Genomic DNA, 15,292 nt, shown 5'->3' on the forward strand with positions numbered 1-15,292 from the left:
TTGTGTTGTGGAGCCGGCATGGAACAGTTTCGCGGAACTACCATCTGCTGTGTGCGCAAGGACGGCCAAGTGGCTGTCGGCGGCGACGGTCAGGTCTCGCTAGGGAATACCCGCATCAAAGGCAATGCGCGCAAGGTGCGCCGCTTGTATCACGGCAAGGTCATCGCCGGTTTTGCCGGAGCAACGGCAGATGCGTTTACCTTGTTCGAGCGCTTTGAGGGCCAGCTAGAAAAGCATAGCGGCAACCTCACACGTGCCGCTGTAGAGATGGCCAAGGATTGGCGCACAGACCGCGCCTTGCGTCGGTTGGAAGCCATGCTGATTGTGGCGGACACCACCGCCACGCTCATGATCTCGGGCAATGGCGATGTCATGGAGCCCGAGCATGCCGTCATGGCGATTGGTAGTGGCGGCTCCTTCGCCTTGTCGGCGGCGCGTGCCCTGGTGGACCATTCCAAGTTGAGCGCCGAAGACATTGTGCGCGAGTCTTTGTTGATCGCGGCAGACGTGTGCATCTACACCAACGACAACCTCACCATTGAAACGCTTGCGGAGTCTGCATCAGCATGACCGACACCCACTCCCCCGAACAGTTGCCTGCGCGCTCCATGATGACGCCACGTGAGATCGTACAAGAGCTGGATAAGCATATTGTCGGCCAAGCCGATGCCAAGCGAGCCGTTGCGATTGCGCTGCGTAATCGGTGGCGCCGCCAGCAGCTGCCAGCGGCGCTGGCCAATGAAGTCACGCCGAAGAACATCTTGATGATTGGCCCGACCGGCGTCGGCAAAACGGAAATTGCACGCCGACTCGCCAAATTGGCGCAGGCGCCTTTCATCAAGGTGGAGGCCACCAAGTTCACCGAAGTGGGTTATGTGGGCCGCGAAGTCGATTCCATCATCAAGGATTTGGCGGACGTAGCAGTCAAACAGGTGCGCGAGCGAGAAATGGAGCGTGCCCGGCCGAAAGCGGAAATTGAAGCCGAAGAACGCGTTTTGGACGCGTTGTTACCGCGGGCCCAAGGCCCAGAGGCAGACTCGCAGCAGCGCAGCGAGGCTGATGCGACTCGGCAGGTATTTCGCAAGCGGTTACGTGAGGGCAAGCTTGACGACCGCGAAATCAGTATCGAGGTTGCGAGCCGCAATGCCGGGGTGGAAATCATGGGTCCTCCGGGCATGGAGGAAATGACCAGCCAATTACAAAGCCTGTTCAAAAATATGAATCAGCAGCGCTCCAAAACCCGCAAGCTGCGGGTCGCCGATGCGCTTAAACTGCTGACCGATGAAGAGGCGGCCAAGCAGCTGGATGAAGAAAAAATTCGCCTGCGAGCCGTGCAGGAAGTCGAGCAGAACGGCATCGTATTTTTGGATGAGATCGATAAGGTCTGTAAGCGCGAAAATGCGGTTGGTGCCGATGTCTCCAGAGAAGGTGTGCAGCGTGATCTTCTGCCACTCGTTGAGGGCAGCACGGTTAACACCAAGTACGGCATGGTGAAAACCGATCACATCTTGTTTATTGCCTCCGGCGCATTCCACTTGGCCAAGCCCGCCGACTTAATTCCTGAGTTGCAAGGGCGCTTGCCCATTCGGGTAGAGTTGGCCGCGCTCACCGCGGAGGATTTCCAGCGGATTTTGACCGAGCCGGATTTCTCACTGACCAAGCAGTACATGGCGCTGCTGGAAACCGAGGGCTTAAGTTTACGTTTTGCCGAAGATGGCATCCGGCGAATGGCGGAGCTTGCAACCCAAGTTAATGCTGAGACCGAAAATATTGGTGCGCGCCGCCTGCACACCTTGTTAGAGCGCTTGCTGGAGGATGTGTCCTTCGCGGCGCCCGATCGGGATGGGCAGGATGTGGTGGTCGACGCGGCTATGGTCAATGAGCGCCTGCAAGCCTTGGCCAAAGACCAAGACCTGTCGCAATACATCCTGTAAATGGCAGCTTCAGCGCCAAAGCAGCTGCGCTTGGCGGCCGACAAGCGCAGTTTGATTGTGGTCTGGCCGGATCATGCCCATGAATTTCGCGCCGAGTACTTGCGGGTATGCAGCCCCTCGGCAGAAATTCGGGGCCACGGCGGCGATTGGCAAATTGTGGGCGGCAAGCGCGAGGTCAGCATCCAGCGTGTTGAGCCGGTGGGACGCTACGCCGTACGCCTGGTGTTCTCCGACGGTCATGACTCCGGCATATACAGCTGGGACGGCTTGGCTGAGTTAGAGGCGCAGGAAGCGCGCTGGTGGCCAAGGTATTTAGAGCGCCTGCAAGGCTATGGCATGAGCCGGGATGCCGCCGATAATGTCGTACCACTGAACGCGCTCAAGCCGCAGGGCGGCGCGGAGCGGAATTAGCGCCGCGCCTACTGCTGATGCCGCCGAGCTAAGCCGGCTCGAGCTTCGCGAGTTCTACGAGTAGCCACTTGGCTCCCGCATCCCGGAACTGCACCTGAACACGGGCCCGCGCTCCCTCTCCATCCAGCTCTAAGACAATGCCTTCACCGAAGCGGGCATGGCGCACACCCATACCCACGCGCAAGGTGCCGGATTGGCTCTGCACTTCGGTTTGCTGGGCCCAGCTGGGAGGCGCTTCGCCACTGCCCATGCTGCCCATGCCCCGGCTGGAGCTGGTTTGCGGCCGCACCTCATGCAGGTGCTCGCGTGGTACTTCGGCCAAAAAGCGGGAAGGATGCGCGCGCATCACGCTGCCATGCAGCAGCCTGGACTCGGCATGGCATAGATGGAGTTCCTGGCGGGCTCGCGTCATGCCGACATAGGCCAGACGGCGCTCTTCCTCCATGCCCTCGGGGCTTTCAACGCTGCGCTGATGAGGGAAAAGTCCATCTTCCAAACCCACCAAAAACACCAGTGGAAATTCCAGGCCCTTGGCCGCGTGCAAGGTCATCAGTTGCACGCAGTCTTCCCAGGCTTCGCCCTGCGCCTCCCCGGCTTCAAGCGCAGCGTGCGTCAGAAAAGCTGTGAGCGGAGGCAGGTCGGCTTCATCGCCGCCGCGATCGGCGACATCAAAGCCACGAGCAGCATTGGCGAGCTCCTCCAAGTTTTCGCGCTTGGCCTCACCGCGTTCACTCCCGAGCTTGCCATGATGTTCAAGCAGGCCGGATGTCTCAACAACTTGGCTCACTTGCTCCTGTAGTGTGAGGTCGCGGGTGCTTTGGTCAAGATTTTCGATGAGCTCCAAGAAGCCCAGCACGGCCCGTCCGGCTTTGGCGGCGAGGCCGTGATTGGCCATATGTTGTGCGGCCTTCCACAGGCTGAGTTGATTGGCACGGGCGTGGGCGCGAATTTTGTCCAGCGTGCTCGCCCCAATGCCGCGTGTGGGCAGATTGACGACACGTTCGAAGGCAACGTCGTCTCCACGCAGGTCGAGCAGCCGCAAATAGGCGAGGGCGTCTTTAATTTCGGCCCGCTCGAAGAAGCGCAGGCCGCCGTAGACCCGGTAGGGAATGCGTTCGCGTACCAGGCGCTCCTCAAATAGCCGGGACTGAGCATTGGAGCGGTACAAAATCGCGCAGTCACTCCGTTGTCCGCCTTCGTCCACGTGTTGGCGGATGCGGCCGAGAACATAGTCCACCTCTTCGTGGTCGTTATAGGCCGCAAAGAGCTGCACCGGGCTGCCCTCGCCAGCGTCGGTCCACAGATCTTTGCCCAGGCGCGAGCTATTCCCGCGGATCAGGCCATTAGCGGCCCCGAGGATGTTGGCCGTAGAGCGGTAGTTCTGCTCCAAGCGAATCAGCTCGGCGCCGGGGAAGTCGCGCTCGAAGCTGAGCATATTGCCCACCTGGGCGCCGCGAAAGCTGTAAATGGATTGGTCGTCATCACCAACGGCGAACAGCTTTCCTGTGGGGCCTGCGAGCACCCGCAGCCAGGCGTACTGCAATGCATTGGTGTCTTGAAACTCGTCCACCAGAATGTGCCGGAATCGTCGCCGGTATTGGGCCTGGATATCCGGTTCATCGCGGCAGAGCTCATGGGCGCGCAGTAGCAATTCTGCGAAGTCGACCACTCCCGCGCGCAGGCGCGCATCTTCATATTCGCTGTAGATCGCCTTGAGTTCTTCGGCGGCTAAATCCAGGCTGTCTTCGGTGGCCACATGCTCGGGTCGAAGGCCTGCTTCCTTGTTGCGGTTGATGTAACTCATCACCGTGCGTGGTGGGAATGCCCCTTCGTCACGGTTGCTGTTTTTTAGCAGGCGCTTGATGAAGCGTAGCTGGTCATCCGAGTCCAAGATTTGGAAGGACTGCGGTAGGCCGGCCACCTCCCAGTGGCGGCGGAGCAGGCGATGGGCGATGCCATGGAAGGTGCCCACCCACATCTGCTCGGCGCTCTGACCAATGAGACCGCGCAGCCGGCTGCGCATTTCGGCGGCGGCTTTGTTGGTGAAGGTGACCGCCAAAATGCTCCAGGGAGAGACCTTCTCCACCTGTAGCAGCCAGGCGATACGATGCGTCAACACCCGCGTCTTCCCGCTCCCAGCCCCCGCGAGAACCATCCGATGCTCCGGTGGTGCTGTAACCGCGGCATTTTGCGCCGTGTTCAGCCCATCCAGAATGGGAGACAAGTCATCATCTACAAGCATGGAGCAGGTCGAGGGAGCTGGCCGCTAATGGTATCAAGCGGTTGGCGCTTGGCGTTGGCTGAGTCGAGGAGGGGTTTATGGTTGTTGCGTGCTCAGAATCAAAGCTGCCGGGCGCGTAGGTAGTGTTCTTCTGCCAGGCGAGTGGCAGCCACAGCTTGCTCACGAAACTTTTGATAAGAGGCGTATACCCGTCCAGCAAAGGCGTCGCTGGCTGCGATGTCTTCGACGACTTCGGCGGCGACTTGGCGAAGCTCGCCTAGGATCTCATCGGGCCAGGCATGAACCTGCACGCCATGTTCGTTGCGTAGGGTGTTCAAGGCTTGTTGATTGCGCGCTACATATTCGCTCTGCATGCGTACATTCGTCGCCTGGCAAGCTACTTCAACGATGGCTTTGAGGTCGTCGGGTAGGGCAGACAACGCGTCTTTGTTAACGATCGCTTCTAATGTCGGTCCTGGCTCATGCCAGCCGGAGTAGTAATAATGCTTGGCGGCCTTATGCAGGCCAAAGGCCAAGTCATTGTAGGGCCCCACCCACTCTGTCGCGTCGATGGTTCCCGTGGAGAGGGCGGTGAATAATTCGCCACCGGGAATGTTGACGGTCGCCACGCCTAATCGCGCCAGAACTTCACCGCCAAGGCCGGGCATGCGCATTTTGAGGCCCTTCAGATCGTCCAAGCTTTGAATGGGTTTGCGAAACCAGCCGCCCATTTGGGTGCCGGTGTTGCCTGCGGCGTAAGGCACCAGGTTGAACTGGTCGTAGAGTTCGCGCCACAGCTCCAGGCCACCGCCAAACTCCAGCCAGGCATTTTGCTCGGCAGCAATAAAGCCAAAAGGTACGCAGGTAAAAAACGGTGCGGCAGCGGCCTTGCCCTTCCAGTAATACGCCGCTCCGTGGCCCATTTCCGCACTCCCTCGGGATACGGCGTCGAAGACTTCTAAGGCAGGGACGCGCTCGCCAGCTCCGTAGAGTTTGACCTCTAGGCGGCCGCCGCTCATGCGGGTGATGGTGTCGGCCAAATAGGCAGCTCCGGTGCCTAAGCCCGGAAAGTTCCTCGGCCAGGTGGTGTACATCTTCCAGCGTATTGGTTGCTGGGAAGGGCTGCTCGAGGCTTGTGTAGAAGTGCTTTGCGGACTGCACGCGCTCAGTCCCAGTGCGGCGGCACCAATTCCCAAAATATCGCGGCGTTGCATGGCTGTCTCCCCAAGAATGATGCAAGTGGTTTGAGTGTACCCGCCCAAAAAAAACCCGGCGTCTTGCGCCGGGTTAATGCCATGCTAGGCTGGAGAACCTTGGGTGCTTTGCGTGGCCTTCCTGGCGCAGCCGCAAAGCGGAGAACGTCTCACGACGGTGCAACCGAAGCTGCTATCGATCATTCCGTGCTCGATGGGCAAATTATTCCACTGCCTCTTTTGCTGGTGTTGCTCTGTGGCCGACACTGTTTGTAGGAATGTTCCTACACAGTGGAAATAATTCCTTCCATTACGGCGTAAAATCGCCGCAGCATGCGGTTGTAGGCCAAACTTACGACTTGGCAGTCCGACTAAAGTCGGGTATCGTCGCTTCATCACATTGGTACATCGGCTAGAACCTCCGGTGCACAAGCGAGTGAAGAACCAACAAAAAACCCGGCGGGGTGCGCCGGGTTTTTTACTTAGCCTATTCAGGCTGGAGAACCTTGGGGTGCTTGCTGTAGGACATCCTGTCCTGCCAGTAAGCGAGGAGAACCGTTTTGCAACGGGCGGCTGGGCCGCCAAACAGTCAACTCCGTGACTGTTGGACCTAGTATCTCCTGGGTCATGTCAAGAAAATGTCGACGGCCTACGATGATTTTTGTAGGACATTTCGACATCGAGGCTTAGACCTACGCTCCCGCGGCTGACAGCGGGCAAAAAAAACCCGGCGGGGTGCGCCGGGTTTTTAACATAGCCTATTCAGGCTGGAGAACCTTGGGGTGCTTGCCGTGGGACGTCCTGTCCCAACAGTAAGCGAGGAGAACCGTTTTGCAACGGGCGGCTAGGCCGCCAAACAGCCAACTCCTTGGCCGTTGGAAGTATGATCTCGCAAACAATGTAAAAAAAATGTCGACGGCTCTCGACCCTTCTTGTAGGAAATTCCCTGCTTTGCCGCAGATTCGAGTTTGCAGCCTGAGCGTGTCGGCGCCCGGGAGTTCATCTTTATGCGTCTAGTCCTGCAACGCGTGACGCACGCACAGCTACGAATCGATCATCAGATCATCCACCACATGCAGCAGGGTTTGGTCGTGCTTGTGGGGGTGGCTCCTACGGATGGGGAGAATCTGATTCCCGTAGCTCTGGAGAAAATCTCTACCCTGCGCATATTTGCGGATGCGGCGGGCAAAACGAACCTGTCACTATTGGATATTCAGGGCGGGCTGCTCTTGGTGCCCAACTTCACGCTCTACGCGGATGCGAGGCGCGGCCGTCGTCCCAGCTTCACCGCTGCTGCTCCTCCGGCCCAGGCCGCTCCCTTGTTTGATGCATTATGCGAGCGCTCTAAAACGCTGCCACTGCGGGTCGGCTGCGGAGTATTTGGGGCAGATATGCAGGTGGAACTAGAGAACGACGGCCCGTTTACCTTGGTTATCGATTTATGAGCCAAGGAGGTGGTCGGCATTGTGCGCGGCCGCTTGAAGTGGCGCATGCTCCTTTGCGGTTCAGTGGTGCCAGCTAAGCCCACTGCAGCGCTTCAGCCACAAAGCCTGCTTCTCTGACTCAGGGGGTGAATGTGACTTCACGACCCGCACAGCGGTATCCTAAGCGTCCCCCTACAGGATTATCCCGACATGACTGCCCGTCAGGCGCAGGTCTCGCGCCACACCAGCGAGACACAAATCGACATTGCGATCAATTTAGATGGCGACGGTAGTCGCGAGATAGCCACGGGTGTGCCCTTCTTGGATCATATGTTGGATCAGATTGCCCGGCATGGTCTGATTAACTTGCAGATCAAAGCCGTCGGCGATCTAGAGATTGATGATCACCATACTGTAGAAGATACGGGAATCACTCTAGGGCAGGCTTTTGCTAAGGCCTGGGGCGACAAGCGCGGCTTGACTCGTTACGGCGCCGCGACCATTCCTTTGGACGAGGCCTTATCGAGCGTCGTGGTGGATTTGTCGGGGCGGCCCGGTTTATTTATGGAAGTGGAATGGCCGCGGGCGCGGATTGGAAACTTTGATGTGGACTTGCTGCGTGAGTTCTTTCAAGGTTTCGTCAACCACGCTGCCGTCACTGTGCATATTGATAACCTGAAAGGCATCAACGCCCACCACGTGGCCGAAACCATCTTTAAGGCCTTCGGCCGCGCCCTGCGGCAAGCTGTCACGCCGGACCCACGTCAGCGTGATGCCATCCCCTCCACTAAGGGCAGTTTGTAGCGTTTTTATCGCTAGCGCCCCACACATGCAAAGCGAGTAAGCCAACGTCATGGCCACTATCGGCATCATCGACTACGGAATGGGTAACCTCCACTCGTTAACACGTGCTTTGGAGCGTGTTGCTCCTGATCGGCGCGTGGAGTTGAGCTACGACCCCGACCGCCTGGCCAAGGCGGATCGCTTGGTCCTCCCCGGTGTTGGTGGTGTACGCCATTGCATGGCCGAGCTGGAGCGCTTAGAGCTCACCGATTTTGTCCGCGAGCGGCTAGGCGAAGTTCCCTTAATGGGAATTTGCCTGGGTATGCAGGTGCTCTTGGAGTACAGCGAAGAAAACAATGGTGTCGACGCTCTTGGTGTGTTTCCAGGGCGTGTTTGCCGTTTTCCCGAGCCGCCACCGCTTGCACCTGGGCAGGAATTCCGACGCAAGGTTCCGCACATGGGTTGGAATCGGGTTCATTTCGAGCGCGAACACCCTTTGCTGCGCGGTATTGATCAGGACAGCTGGTTTTATTTCGTGCACAGCTACTTTGCGCGCCCCCGGTACGAAGAACATGTACTCGGGAACACCGAATACGGCGACCGCTTTTGTAGCGTTTTGATTCGTGACCGGGTCTTCGCCACGCAGTTTCACCCTGAAAAGAGTGGGCGTGCCGGGTTGCAGATGTTGGTGAACTTTGTGAATTGGGATGGGGACGCATGAGCATGCTGTTGATTCCAGCGATTGATATCAAGAACGGTGAATGTGTACGCCTGCGACAAGGGCGTATGGACGATGTCACAGTCTTCGACGCCGACCCGGTCAAAATGGCCCAGAAGTGGTTGGATGCGGGCGCGCAGCGTCTGCATGTAGTGGACTTGGACGGTGCTGCAAAAGGCGAGCCTGTGAATTTGTCGGCGCTGAGCAAAATCTGCGAAGCCGCTGGCGATATTCCGGTTCAGGTTGGCGGTGGCATTCGCGAAGAGGATGACGTGGAAGCGCTGCTGGATGCTGGCGCCAGTTACGTGATTATTGGGACCCGTGCCGTGACCGCCCCACATTTTGTGGGCGACATTTGTGTGGAGTTTCCTGGCCGGGTCATCGTTGGGCTCGATGCCAAAGACGGCAAGGTCGCCACCGAGGGCTGGTCTAAGCTCAGCCAGCACGACGTTGTCGATCTTGCCCAACATTTCGAGCAGGATGGGGTTGAGGCCATTGTGTTCACCGACATCGCCAAAGACGGGATGATGGAGGGGATCAACATGGAAGCCACCCGTGAACTGGCGCAGAGCATCGCCATTCCGGTGATCCTGTCGGGCGGCGTGAGCCGTATCGAAGATATCGATACGCTGATGCAGCTCAAAGATGATGGCGTCATGGGGGCCATCATTGGTCGTGCGCTCTATGAGGGGGCATTGGACCTGGAGCAATGTCAGAAGCGCTTGCAGGAGTCGGCCGGATGAGTCTGGCTCGGCGCATCATTCCCTGCCTGGACATTAACCGTGGCCGGGTCGTTAAAGGGGTGAAGTTCGAAGACATTCGCGACGCCGGTGATCCTGTTGAAATTGCTCGCCGCTATGACGCTGAAGGCGCGGATGAGCTGGTATTCCTGGACATCACCGCAAGTTCTGAGCGGCGTGAAACTCTCTACCCCGTGGTGGAGCAGGTTGCCTCTGAGATCAGCATCCCGCTCACCGTCGGTGGCGGCGTGCGTACACCGAACGATGTCCGTCGTTTGCTGCGTAGCGGAGCCGACAAGGTCTCCATCAACACAGCCGCAGTGGAAAACCCCGAAGTGGTGCGTGAAGCCTCGGATCTCTATGGCAAGCAATGCATCGTGGTTGCGATAGACGCCAAACGTGTGAACCGGCGTAAGGAAGCGCCTCGCTGGCATGTCTTCACCCACGGCGGGCGTAAAGACGCGGGCTTGGATGCGGTGGAATGGGCGCAGCGCATGGTAGAAGAGGGGGCCGGCGAACTGCTTTTGACCAGCATGGACCGTGATGGGACGCGCAGCGGCTTCGATCTAGAACTCACGCGGGCGATTAGCGATGCCGTGACCGTGCCCATTATTGCCTCGGGCGGCGTAGGACGCCTGGAAGACCTTGAGGATGGGCTTGCGGTGGGCAAGGCCGATGCCGTGTTAGCTGCGTCCATCTTCCATTTTCGCGAATACAGCGTGCACGACGCTAAGGCCTATTTGCAGGGGCGTGGTATTGAGGTGCGTCTGTGAGTGAAGCCCTCACCGAAGCCGTGCGTTGGAATGAGCAAGGTTTGGTGAGCGCCATTGTGCAGCACGCGCGCACCGGCGTTGTGCTGATGCAGGCCTGGATGAATCGCGAAGCCTTGGAGCAAACCCAGCAAACTCAGCGGGCGACCTTTTGGTCCCGCTCGCGGCAAAGCTTGTGGGTCAAGGGCGAAACCTCCGGGAATACCTTGCAGGTCCGTGAATTATTTCTCGACTGTGACGGTGATAGTTTGCTGGTATTGGCCGATCCCGCAGGGCCGGCGTGTCATACCGGGGCCCGAGATTGTTTTTACCGCCGAGTGAACGAGCAGGGACTTTTGGTTGAGGACCGTATGGCAGCTCCAACGGAGCTGGCGCGACTGGAGCAGACGGTGTCTTCCCGGCGCGGTCAGCCTGCCGACAGCAGCTATGTGGCCAGTTTGCTGAGCAAGGGGCGGGAGAAAATCCTGCAAAAAGTGGGCGAAGAGGCGGTGGAAACCATCTTGGCGGCCAGCGCCGGCGACCGGGATCGAGTGATTTCTGAAGCCGCTGATCTGCTATTTCACCTAATCGTCGCATTCGAGGAGCAAACTATTGCTTTGGACGACGTCCAGGCCGAGCTGGCCCGGCGTGCTGGAGTATCTGGGCTGGTTGAAAAAGCGGCTCGCAAGGAGAACTGATTGTTATGGGACTCAGTGGAATAAGTGTGTGGCAGCTGCTGATCGTGTTGGCGATTGTGGTGCTGCTGTTTGGAACCAAAAAGCTGCGCACCTTGGGTGGTGATTTGGGCTCGGCCGTCAAGAGCTTCAAGGGCGCCATGAAAGACGGCGAGGACGGCAAGTCTGAAGACACTCTGCAGGCCGACAGCGACGCTGATGCACAGCCAGAGTCTTTGCGCGAAGATGCGGCTGAGTCCAGCCAAAGTGCGGAAACCAAGACCAAAGATCGGGTCTGATCACACGGCGCTGCGACAGATCTTATGTTTGATATCGGCTTTGCCGAATTACTGCTGCTATTCCTCCTGGCCCTGTTGGTCTTAGGACCGGAGCGCCTGCCCAAGGCGGCGCGCACCATGGGCTATTGGATGGGGCGGGCGCGCAGTTATATGCGTCAGATGACCACGGAGCTTGAGCGCGAAGTGCAACAGGCCGAAATCCGTGAGCAAATTGAAAAGACCCGGCAGGCCCTGAATGCCCAAGTCAAACTAGATGGCGATGAGTCCACAAAACCCTCCGGGCAAGAACCAAAAACCTGAGCCGGCGGCTGAGCAGCCGCTGATTGAACATCTGCTGGAGCTGCGTAATCGGCTGCTGCGGGTGGTTTTGGGCGTGATCGTCTGCTTGGTGCCTCTGCTGCCTTTTGCCCAGGAGATATTTGGCGTTCTGGCTGACCCTTTATTGGCCGTTATGCCAGAGGGCACTAGCCTCATTGCCACGCAAGTCGCGTCGCCTTTCCTCACCCCCTTCAAACTGGCCTTGCTGCTGAGTTTGGTCGTGTCTATGCCCTGGACCCTATGGCAGATCTGGGCCTTTGTGGCTCCTGGCTTATACGCGCACGAGCGACGTTTTGCGGTTCCCTTGCTGGCGTCGAGCACCTTGCTGTTCTACCTGGGGATGGCTTTTGCCTACTTTGTGGTATTCCCACTGATTTTCGGCTTCTTCGTCTCGGTGGCCCCTGAAGGAGTCGCGGTGATGACAGATATTGGGAGTTATCTGGATTTCGTCATCATGTTGTTTTTAGCCTTTGGCGCGGCCTTCGAGGTGCCGGTGGCCATTGTGCTCATGGTGCGTACCGGTATCACCACGCCTGGCGCCTTGCGCGAGAAGCGTCCCTACATCCTCGTAGCCGCCTTCACCGTCGGCATGCTGCTCACTCCACCCGATGTGATCTCGCAAACGCTGCTGGCGTTGCCGGTGTATGTGCTCTACGAATTCGGCATTATTGCGGCGCGTTGGATGGTGCCGGGCTCGGCCGAGGTCGATGCCCAGCGCAAAGCGGGCAAGCTGGGCTAGCCCGCTGGTCGTAAAGCGCGACCGAGGCTGCCAAGCCGGATGACAGCCGCTGCGTACGCAGACTGAGTAAAGCCCTGAGGTGCTGGCTCAGCGGGGCATCCAGAGCTGTTATGTCCTAGTCGCGATGCAAGCCTTGCGTGGGCGGGGTTTGCCCGGTCCATTGAGCAAAGGACAGGGCGGCTTGCTCCACCAACATCCCATAGCCTTCTACGCAGCGGCTTGCGCCCTGAGACTGCGCCCACGCCAAGAAGGGCTGTGCAGGCTCCCCGTAACTGAGGTCATAGGCCCAGGCGTCCGCAGCAAACAGATGTTTGGGAAGCATGGGGGCAAGGCCCTGATGGCCCGCAGCCGTGGCGTGAATCACCAGATCAAACTGATCGCCCTTGAGAGCGAGGTTGGCGCAGAGGCGCAAGGGCCCAAGTTCGCCGAATATCTCACCGGGCTGCTCCAGCTTCACCGGGTTGCGATGGCTCCAGACCAGCTCTGCCGGCGCTGCGGCCAGCAGAGGTTCCACCACGGCTCTGGCTGCCCCGCCGGCGCCAATCAGCGCGATGCGTGCTCCCTTTAAGGGGGCTCCGAGCCGCTGCAAGTCCGCGACCAAGCCGGGGCCATCGGTGCTCAGGCCGCGCAGGCCACGCGGTTCCTGGCACAGCGTATTCACCGATTCAGCGCGCTTGGCGGCCTCATCGACCGTGTCGCACAAGGCCATCACAGCCTGTTTATGCGGCAAGGTCACATTTAAACCGTGCCCACCATCGGCAAAGAACTGTTCGATGGTGCTACTTAGCTCCGCTGCAGGCGTGTGAATCTTGCGGTAATCCATCTGCAGGCCTAGGGCCTGTGCAAAATGCTGATGGATGTCGGGTGACAGGGAATGGGCAACAGGATCGCCAATCAGTCCGCAGCGATAGCTCATGCGAGGTCCTCGCGAATCCATTGGGCTACCTGAGGGGCGAAGTAGGTCAGGATGCCGTCAGCACCGGCACGTTTCATGGCCATGAGGCTTTCCAGCACAGCGGCGCGCTCATCGAGCATGCCGGCCTCTGCCGCTGCTTTAAGCATGCCGTACTCCCCGCTAACTTGGTAAACGAAGGTGGGAACGGCAAACTCCGTTTTCACCCGGCGCACAATATCTAGGTAGGGCATGCCTGGCTTGACCATCACGGCGTCGGCACCCTCCGCTAAATCTAGCGCCACTTCGCGCAAGGCTTCATCGCCATTGGCAGGATCCATCTGATAGCTATATTTGTCGCCACCCGCCAAATTCGCCGCGCTGCCCACCGCATCGCGGAAGGGCCCATAAAAACCGGAGGCATACTTGGCTGCATAGGACATGATCAGGGTGTTATGCAGGCGGTCGCGCTCTAGCACCTCGCGAATACGTCGCACCCGCCCATCCATCATGTCGGAAGGGGCCACGATATCCGCGCCGGCCCGGGCGTGCACCAAAGCCTGGCGTGAGAGCAAGCTCACAGTTTGGTCGTTCAGCACATAACCTTGCTCGTCAATTAAACCGTCCTGGCCATGGCTGGTGTAGGGGTCCAGGGCGACGTCGGTGATCACCAACAGCTCTGGATAAGCCGCCTTCAGGGCTCGCACACTGCGGGGTACCAGGCCCTCAGCATTCACCGCTTCGCCAGCGTCTTCCGTTTTCAAATGGGTGTCAATCACTGGGAATAACACGATGGCGGGTATCCCCAGCTCCACGGCGCGCCCGGCCACTTCCAGCAGGGCCTCAGGGCCCAGTCGTTCCACGCCGGGGAGTGTGGGAACCGCGACGCGGCCTTCTTGCGCGGTTATGAATACTGGCCAAATCAAATCTGCAGCCTGCAAGCTGTGCTCACGCACAAGCGCTCGGCGGCCCGCAGAGGCGCGCCAGCGCCGTAGACGAAGATGTGGGTAGGAGGCGGCTTCGGTCATAAAAGCGATGGCGATGGGCAACAGCAGGGCCACGTAGTCTAGCGCGGCTGGGCCCCGGCTTTGTGCTGCGGGAGGACTTCTGTAGCGAGCGTCGCCAAGAACGCTTCCCCTGAGCAATTCGCGGGTGGTGGTCATGTGCCGCCGGGCTGTTTATGGTGAGGGCCTCAATGCCGCCGCCCCGGAGACCGCATGCGCGATACTTTGCCGCACCTGCAACCCAGCAGCTTTCCTGCCATTACGCGCCGGACGCTGCATACCTTGCAGATGAATTTGGGCTATCTGTGCAATCAGGCCTGCTTGCATTGCCACGTGAACGCCAGCCCCAAGCGCAAGGAGTTGATGGACTGGGAGACCATGCAAGCCGCATTAGCTCTTCTTGACCATCATCTGGTACGGCAATTAGACCTGACCGGCGGTGCGCCGGAAATGAACCCGCACTTTCGCGACCTGATTCGGGCGGCTCGCGAGTACGAGGTGCATTGCATCGACCGCTGTAATCTCACCATTTTCGAAGAGCCAGGCTATGCCTGGGTGGCTGAATTTCTGGCCGAGCAGCAAGTGGAGGTGGTGGCCTCGCTGCCGTGTTATCTCGAAGATAATGTGGATGCTCAGCGTGGCAGTGGTGTTTTTCGAGCCTCACTGGCCGGGCTCCGCCGTCTCAACGATATGGGCTATGGCCAGGAGGGCTCCGGGCTGACGCTCACATTGGTATACAACCCGCAGGGACCCAGTTTGCCGCCGCCGCAGGCCGCTTTAGAGGCCGACTACAAAGCTCACTTGCAGAGTCAATATGGCATCGTGTTCAGCCAGTTATTTGCACTCACTAATATGCCGATCCAGCGCTTTGGCTCCACCTTGTTATCCCGCGGAGAGTTCGATGCTTATCTGGCATTGCTACGCGATAGTTATCGCCCGGAAAACCTGGAGGGGGTGATGTGCCGGGACATGCTCAGTGTGGACTGGCAGGGCTATGTGTATGACTGCGACTTTAATCAAATGCTGGGCCTGGAGCTGGGGGCAGCGCGTGGCCGGCGTTGGCATCTGCAGGATCTGCAGCAGGCAGAACTGGCTGGCCAACCCATTACCACAGCAGAGCATTGCTATGGCTGTACCGCGGGGCAGGGCTCCAGTTGTGGTGGCGCGCTGAAGTAGATCCAACCTTCAAGGCT

At 59.0% G+C, this 15,292-nt stretch carries 17 protein-coding genes; 13 read left to right on the top strand and 4 right to left on the bottom strand.

The features are described 5' to 3' along the window. Positions 1 to 18 precede the first annotated feature (18 nt). From hslV to KI787_06970, 3 genes are read left to right on the top strand one after another with little or no spacing between them, the layout of a single operon-like run. The gene (gene hslV, locus KI787_06960; GenBank protein MBV6629686.1) at positions 19 to 570 is read left to right on the top strand and encodes an ATP-dependent protease subunit HslV; all 552 of its coding nucleotides are present in this window, start codon (positions 19 to 21) and stop codon (positions 568 to 570) included. 41 nt (positions 571 to 611) lie between these two features. Then, complete coding sequence (gene hslU, locus KI787_06965; GenBank protein ID MBV6629687.1) at positions 612 to 1,934, top strand: ATP-dependent protease ATPase subunit HslU; 1,323 nt, start codon at positions 612 to 614, stop codon at positions 1,932 to 1,934. After that, complete coding sequence (locus tag KI787_06970) at positions 1,935 to 2,345, top strand: DUF971 domain-containing protein (protein ID MBV6629688.1); 411 nt, start codon at positions 1,935 to 1,937, stop codon at positions 2,343 to 2,345. A gap of 28 nt (positions 2,346 to 2,373) precedes the next feature. On the opposite strand, the gene uvrD is transcribed toward KI787_06970, so the two are convergent. Both uvrD and KI787_06980 read right to left on the bottom strand, forming a co-directional pair. Next, positions 2,374 to 4,587, bottom strand: coding sequence for a DNA helicase II (gene uvrD / locus KI787_06975; GenBank protein ID MBV6629689.1), 2,214 nt, complete (start codon positions 4,585 to 4,587; stop codon positions 2,374 to 2,376). Positions 4,588 to 4,685: 98 nt separating this feature from the next. Then, entirely contained in the window at positions 4,686 to 5,780 is a 1,095-nt protein-coding gene (locus tag KI787_06980; GenBank protein ID MBV6629690.1) for a TRAP transporter substrate-binding protein, read from the bottom strand. Between the two features lie 986 nt (positions 5,781 to 6,766). Between KI787_06980 and dtd the strand changes: the two genes are divergently transcribed. The 9 genes from dtd to tatC all read left to right on the top strand — a co-directional run bounded on the left by dtd (position 6,767) and on the right by tatC (position 12,203). Further along, a complete protein-coding gene (gene dtd / locus KI787_06985) occupies positions 6,767 to 7,204 on the top strand; it encodes a D-tyrosyl-tRNA(Tyr) deacylase (GenBank protein MBV6629691.1) in 438 nt (145 codons plus the stop codon). A gap of 189 nt (positions 7,205 to 7,393) precedes the next feature. Then, the gene (gene hisB, locus KI787_06990; protein MBV6629692.1) at positions 7,394 to 7,987 is read left to right on the top strand and encodes an imidazoleglycerol-phosphate dehydratase HisB; all 594 of its coding nucleotides are present in this window, start codon (positions 7,394 to 7,396) and stop codon (positions 7,985 to 7,987) included. A 49-nt stretch (positions 7,988 to 8,036) separates the two neighbouring features. Continuing rightward, positions 8,037 to 8,687, top strand: a complete 651-nt coding sequence (hisH, locus tag KI787_06995; GenBank protein MBV6629693.1) for an imidazole glycerol phosphate synthase subunit HisH — start codon at positions 8,037 to 8,039, stop codon at positions 8,685 to 8,687. A 2-nt stretch (positions 8,688 to 8,689) separates the two neighbouring features. Continuing rightward, positions 8,690 to 9,427 (top strand): 1-(5-phosphoribosyl)-5-[(5-phosphoribosylamino)methylideneamino]imidazole-4-carboxamide isomerase, encoded by a 738-nt coding sequence (hisA, locus tag KI787_07000; GenBank protein MBV6629694.1) that lies wholly within the window; start codon positions 8,690 to 8,692, stop codon positions 9,425 to 9,427. Beyond that, positions 9,424 to 10,197: an imidazole glycerol phosphate synthase subunit HisF gene (hisF, locus tag KI787_07005; protein ID MBV6629695.1), complete on the top strand. Its 774-nt coding sequence runs from the start codon at positions 9,424 to 9,426 to the stop codon at positions 10,195 to 10,197. The genes hisA and hisF overlap by 4 nt, the downstream gene beginning before the upstream one ends. Next, positions 10,194 to 10,871, top strand: coding sequence for a bifunctional phosphoribosyl-AMP cyclohydrolase/phosphoribosyl-ATP diphosphatase HisIE (locus KI787_07010; GenBank protein ID MBV6629696.1), 678 nt, complete (start codon positions 10,194 to 10,196; stop codon positions 10,869 to 10,871). The genes hisF and KI787_07010 overlap by 4 nt, the downstream gene beginning before the upstream one ends. A 5-nt stretch (positions 10,872 to 10,876) precedes the next feature. Then, entirely contained in the window at positions 10,877 to 11,146 is a 270-nt protein-coding gene (tatA, locus tag KI787_07015; protein ID MBV6629697.1) for a twin-arginine translocase TatA/TatE family subunit, read from the top strand. A 24-nt stretch (positions 11,147 to 11,170) separates the two neighbouring features. Continuing rightward, positions 11,171 to 11,446, top strand: coding sequence for a Sec-independent protein translocase protein TatB (gene tatB / locus KI787_07020; GenBank protein ID MBV6629698.1), 276 nt, complete (start codon positions 11,171 to 11,173; stop codon positions 11,444 to 11,446). Beyond that, entirely contained in the window at positions 11,406 to 12,203 is a 798-nt protein-coding gene (gene tatC, locus KI787_07025; protein MBV6629699.1) for a twin-arginine translocase subunit TatC, read from the top strand. Before tatB ends, tatC begins: the two co-directional genes overlap by 41 nt. A gap of 115 nt (positions 12,204 to 12,318) precedes the next feature. Here tatC and aroE read toward each other — a convergent pair whose 3' ends face one another. Together aroE and hemB are read right to left on the bottom strand one after the other, a co-directional pair. Continuing rightward, on the bottom strand, positions 12,319 to 13,119 hold the full coding sequence (gene aroE / locus KI787_07030; protein ID MBV6629700.1) for a shikimate dehydrogenase: 801 nt from the start codon (positions 13,117 to 13,119) through the stop codon (positions 12,319 to 12,321). Then, entirely contained in the window at positions 13,116 to 14,123 is a 1,008-nt protein-coding gene (gene hemB / locus KI787_07035; GenBank protein MBV6629701.1) for a porphobilinogen synthase, read from the bottom strand. The genes aroE and hemB overlap by 4 nt, the downstream gene beginning before the upstream one ends. A gap of 189 nt (positions 14,124 to 14,312) precedes the next feature. Here hemB and arsS point away from each other — a divergent pair, with 189 nt between their 5' ends. Continuing rightward, entirely contained in the window at positions 14,313 to 15,275 is a 963-nt protein-coding gene (gene arsS / locus KI787_07040; GenBank protein MBV6629702.1) for an arsenosugar biosynthesis radical SAM protein ArsS, read from the top strand. Positions 15,276 to 15,292 lie beyond the last annotated feature (17 nt).

Source organism: Oceanococcus sp. HetDA_MAG_MS8, assembly GCA_019192445.1.
In the GTDB taxonomy this organism is placed as follows: Bacteria; Pseudomonadota; Gammaproteobacteria; order Nevskiales; family Oceanococcaceae; genus MS8.

Bases quoted from the DNA above. Each gene is read 5' to 3' on its own strand.
- hslU (MBV6629687.1), top strand. From the start codon at position 612: ATGACGCCACGTGAGATCGTACAAGAGCTGGATAAGCATATTGTCGGC.
- uvrD (MBV6629689.1), bottom strand. From the start codon at position 4,587: ATGCTTGTAGATGATGACTTGTCTCCCATTCTGGATGGGCTGAACACG.
- hemB (MBV6629701.1), bottom strand. From the start codon at position 14,123: ATGACCGAAGCCGCCTCCTACCCACATCTTCGTCTACGGCGCTGGCGC.
- tatC (MBV6629699.1), top strand. From the start codon at position 11,406: ATGAGTCCACAAAACCCTCCGGGCAAGAACCAAAAACCTGAGCCGGCG.
- dtd (MBV6629691.1), top strand. From the start codon at position 6,767: ATGCGTCTAGTCCTGCAACGCGTGACGCACGCACAGCTACGAATCGAT.
- KI787_06980 (MBV6629690.1), bottom strand. From the start codon at position 5,780: ATGCAACGCCGCGATATTTTGGGAATTGGTGCCGCCGCACTGGGACTG.
- arsS (MBV6629702.1), top strand. From the start codon at position 14,313: ATGCGCGATACTTTGCCGCACCTGCAACCCAGCAGCTTTCCTGCCATT.
- hisA (MBV6629694.1), top strand. From the start codon at position 8,690: ATGCTGTTGATTCCAGCGATTGATATCAAGAACGGTGAATGTGTACGC.
- KI787_06970 (MBV6629688.1), top strand. From the start codon at position 1,935: ATGGCAGCTTCAGCGCCAAAGCAGCTGCGCTTGGCGGCCGACAAGCGC.
- hslV (MBV6629686.1), top strand. From the start codon at position 19: ATGGAACAGTTTCGCGGAACTACCATCTGCTGTGTGCGCAAGGACGGC.
- tatA (MBV6629697.1), top strand. From the start codon at position 10,877: ATGGGACTCAGTGGAATAAGTGTGTGGCAGCTGCTGATCGTGTTGGCG.
- hisB (MBV6629692.1), top strand. From the start codon at position 7,394: ATGACTGCCCGTCAGGCGCAGGTCTCGCGCCACACCAGCGAGACACAA.
- hisH (MBV6629693.1), top strand. From the start codon at position 8,037: ATGGCCACTATCGGCATCATCGACTACGGAATGGGTAACCTCCACTCG.
- hisF (MBV6629695.1), top strand. From the start codon at position 9,424: ATGAGTCTGGCTCGGCGCATCATTCCCTGCCTGGACATTAACCGTGGC.
- aroE (MBV6629700.1), bottom strand. From the start codon at position 13,119: ATGAGCTATCGCTGCGGACTGATTGGCGATCCTGTTGCCCATTCCCTG.
- tatB (MBV6629698.1), top strand. From the start codon at position 11,171: ATGTTTGATATCGGCTTTGCCGAATTACTGCTGCTATTCCTCCTGGCC.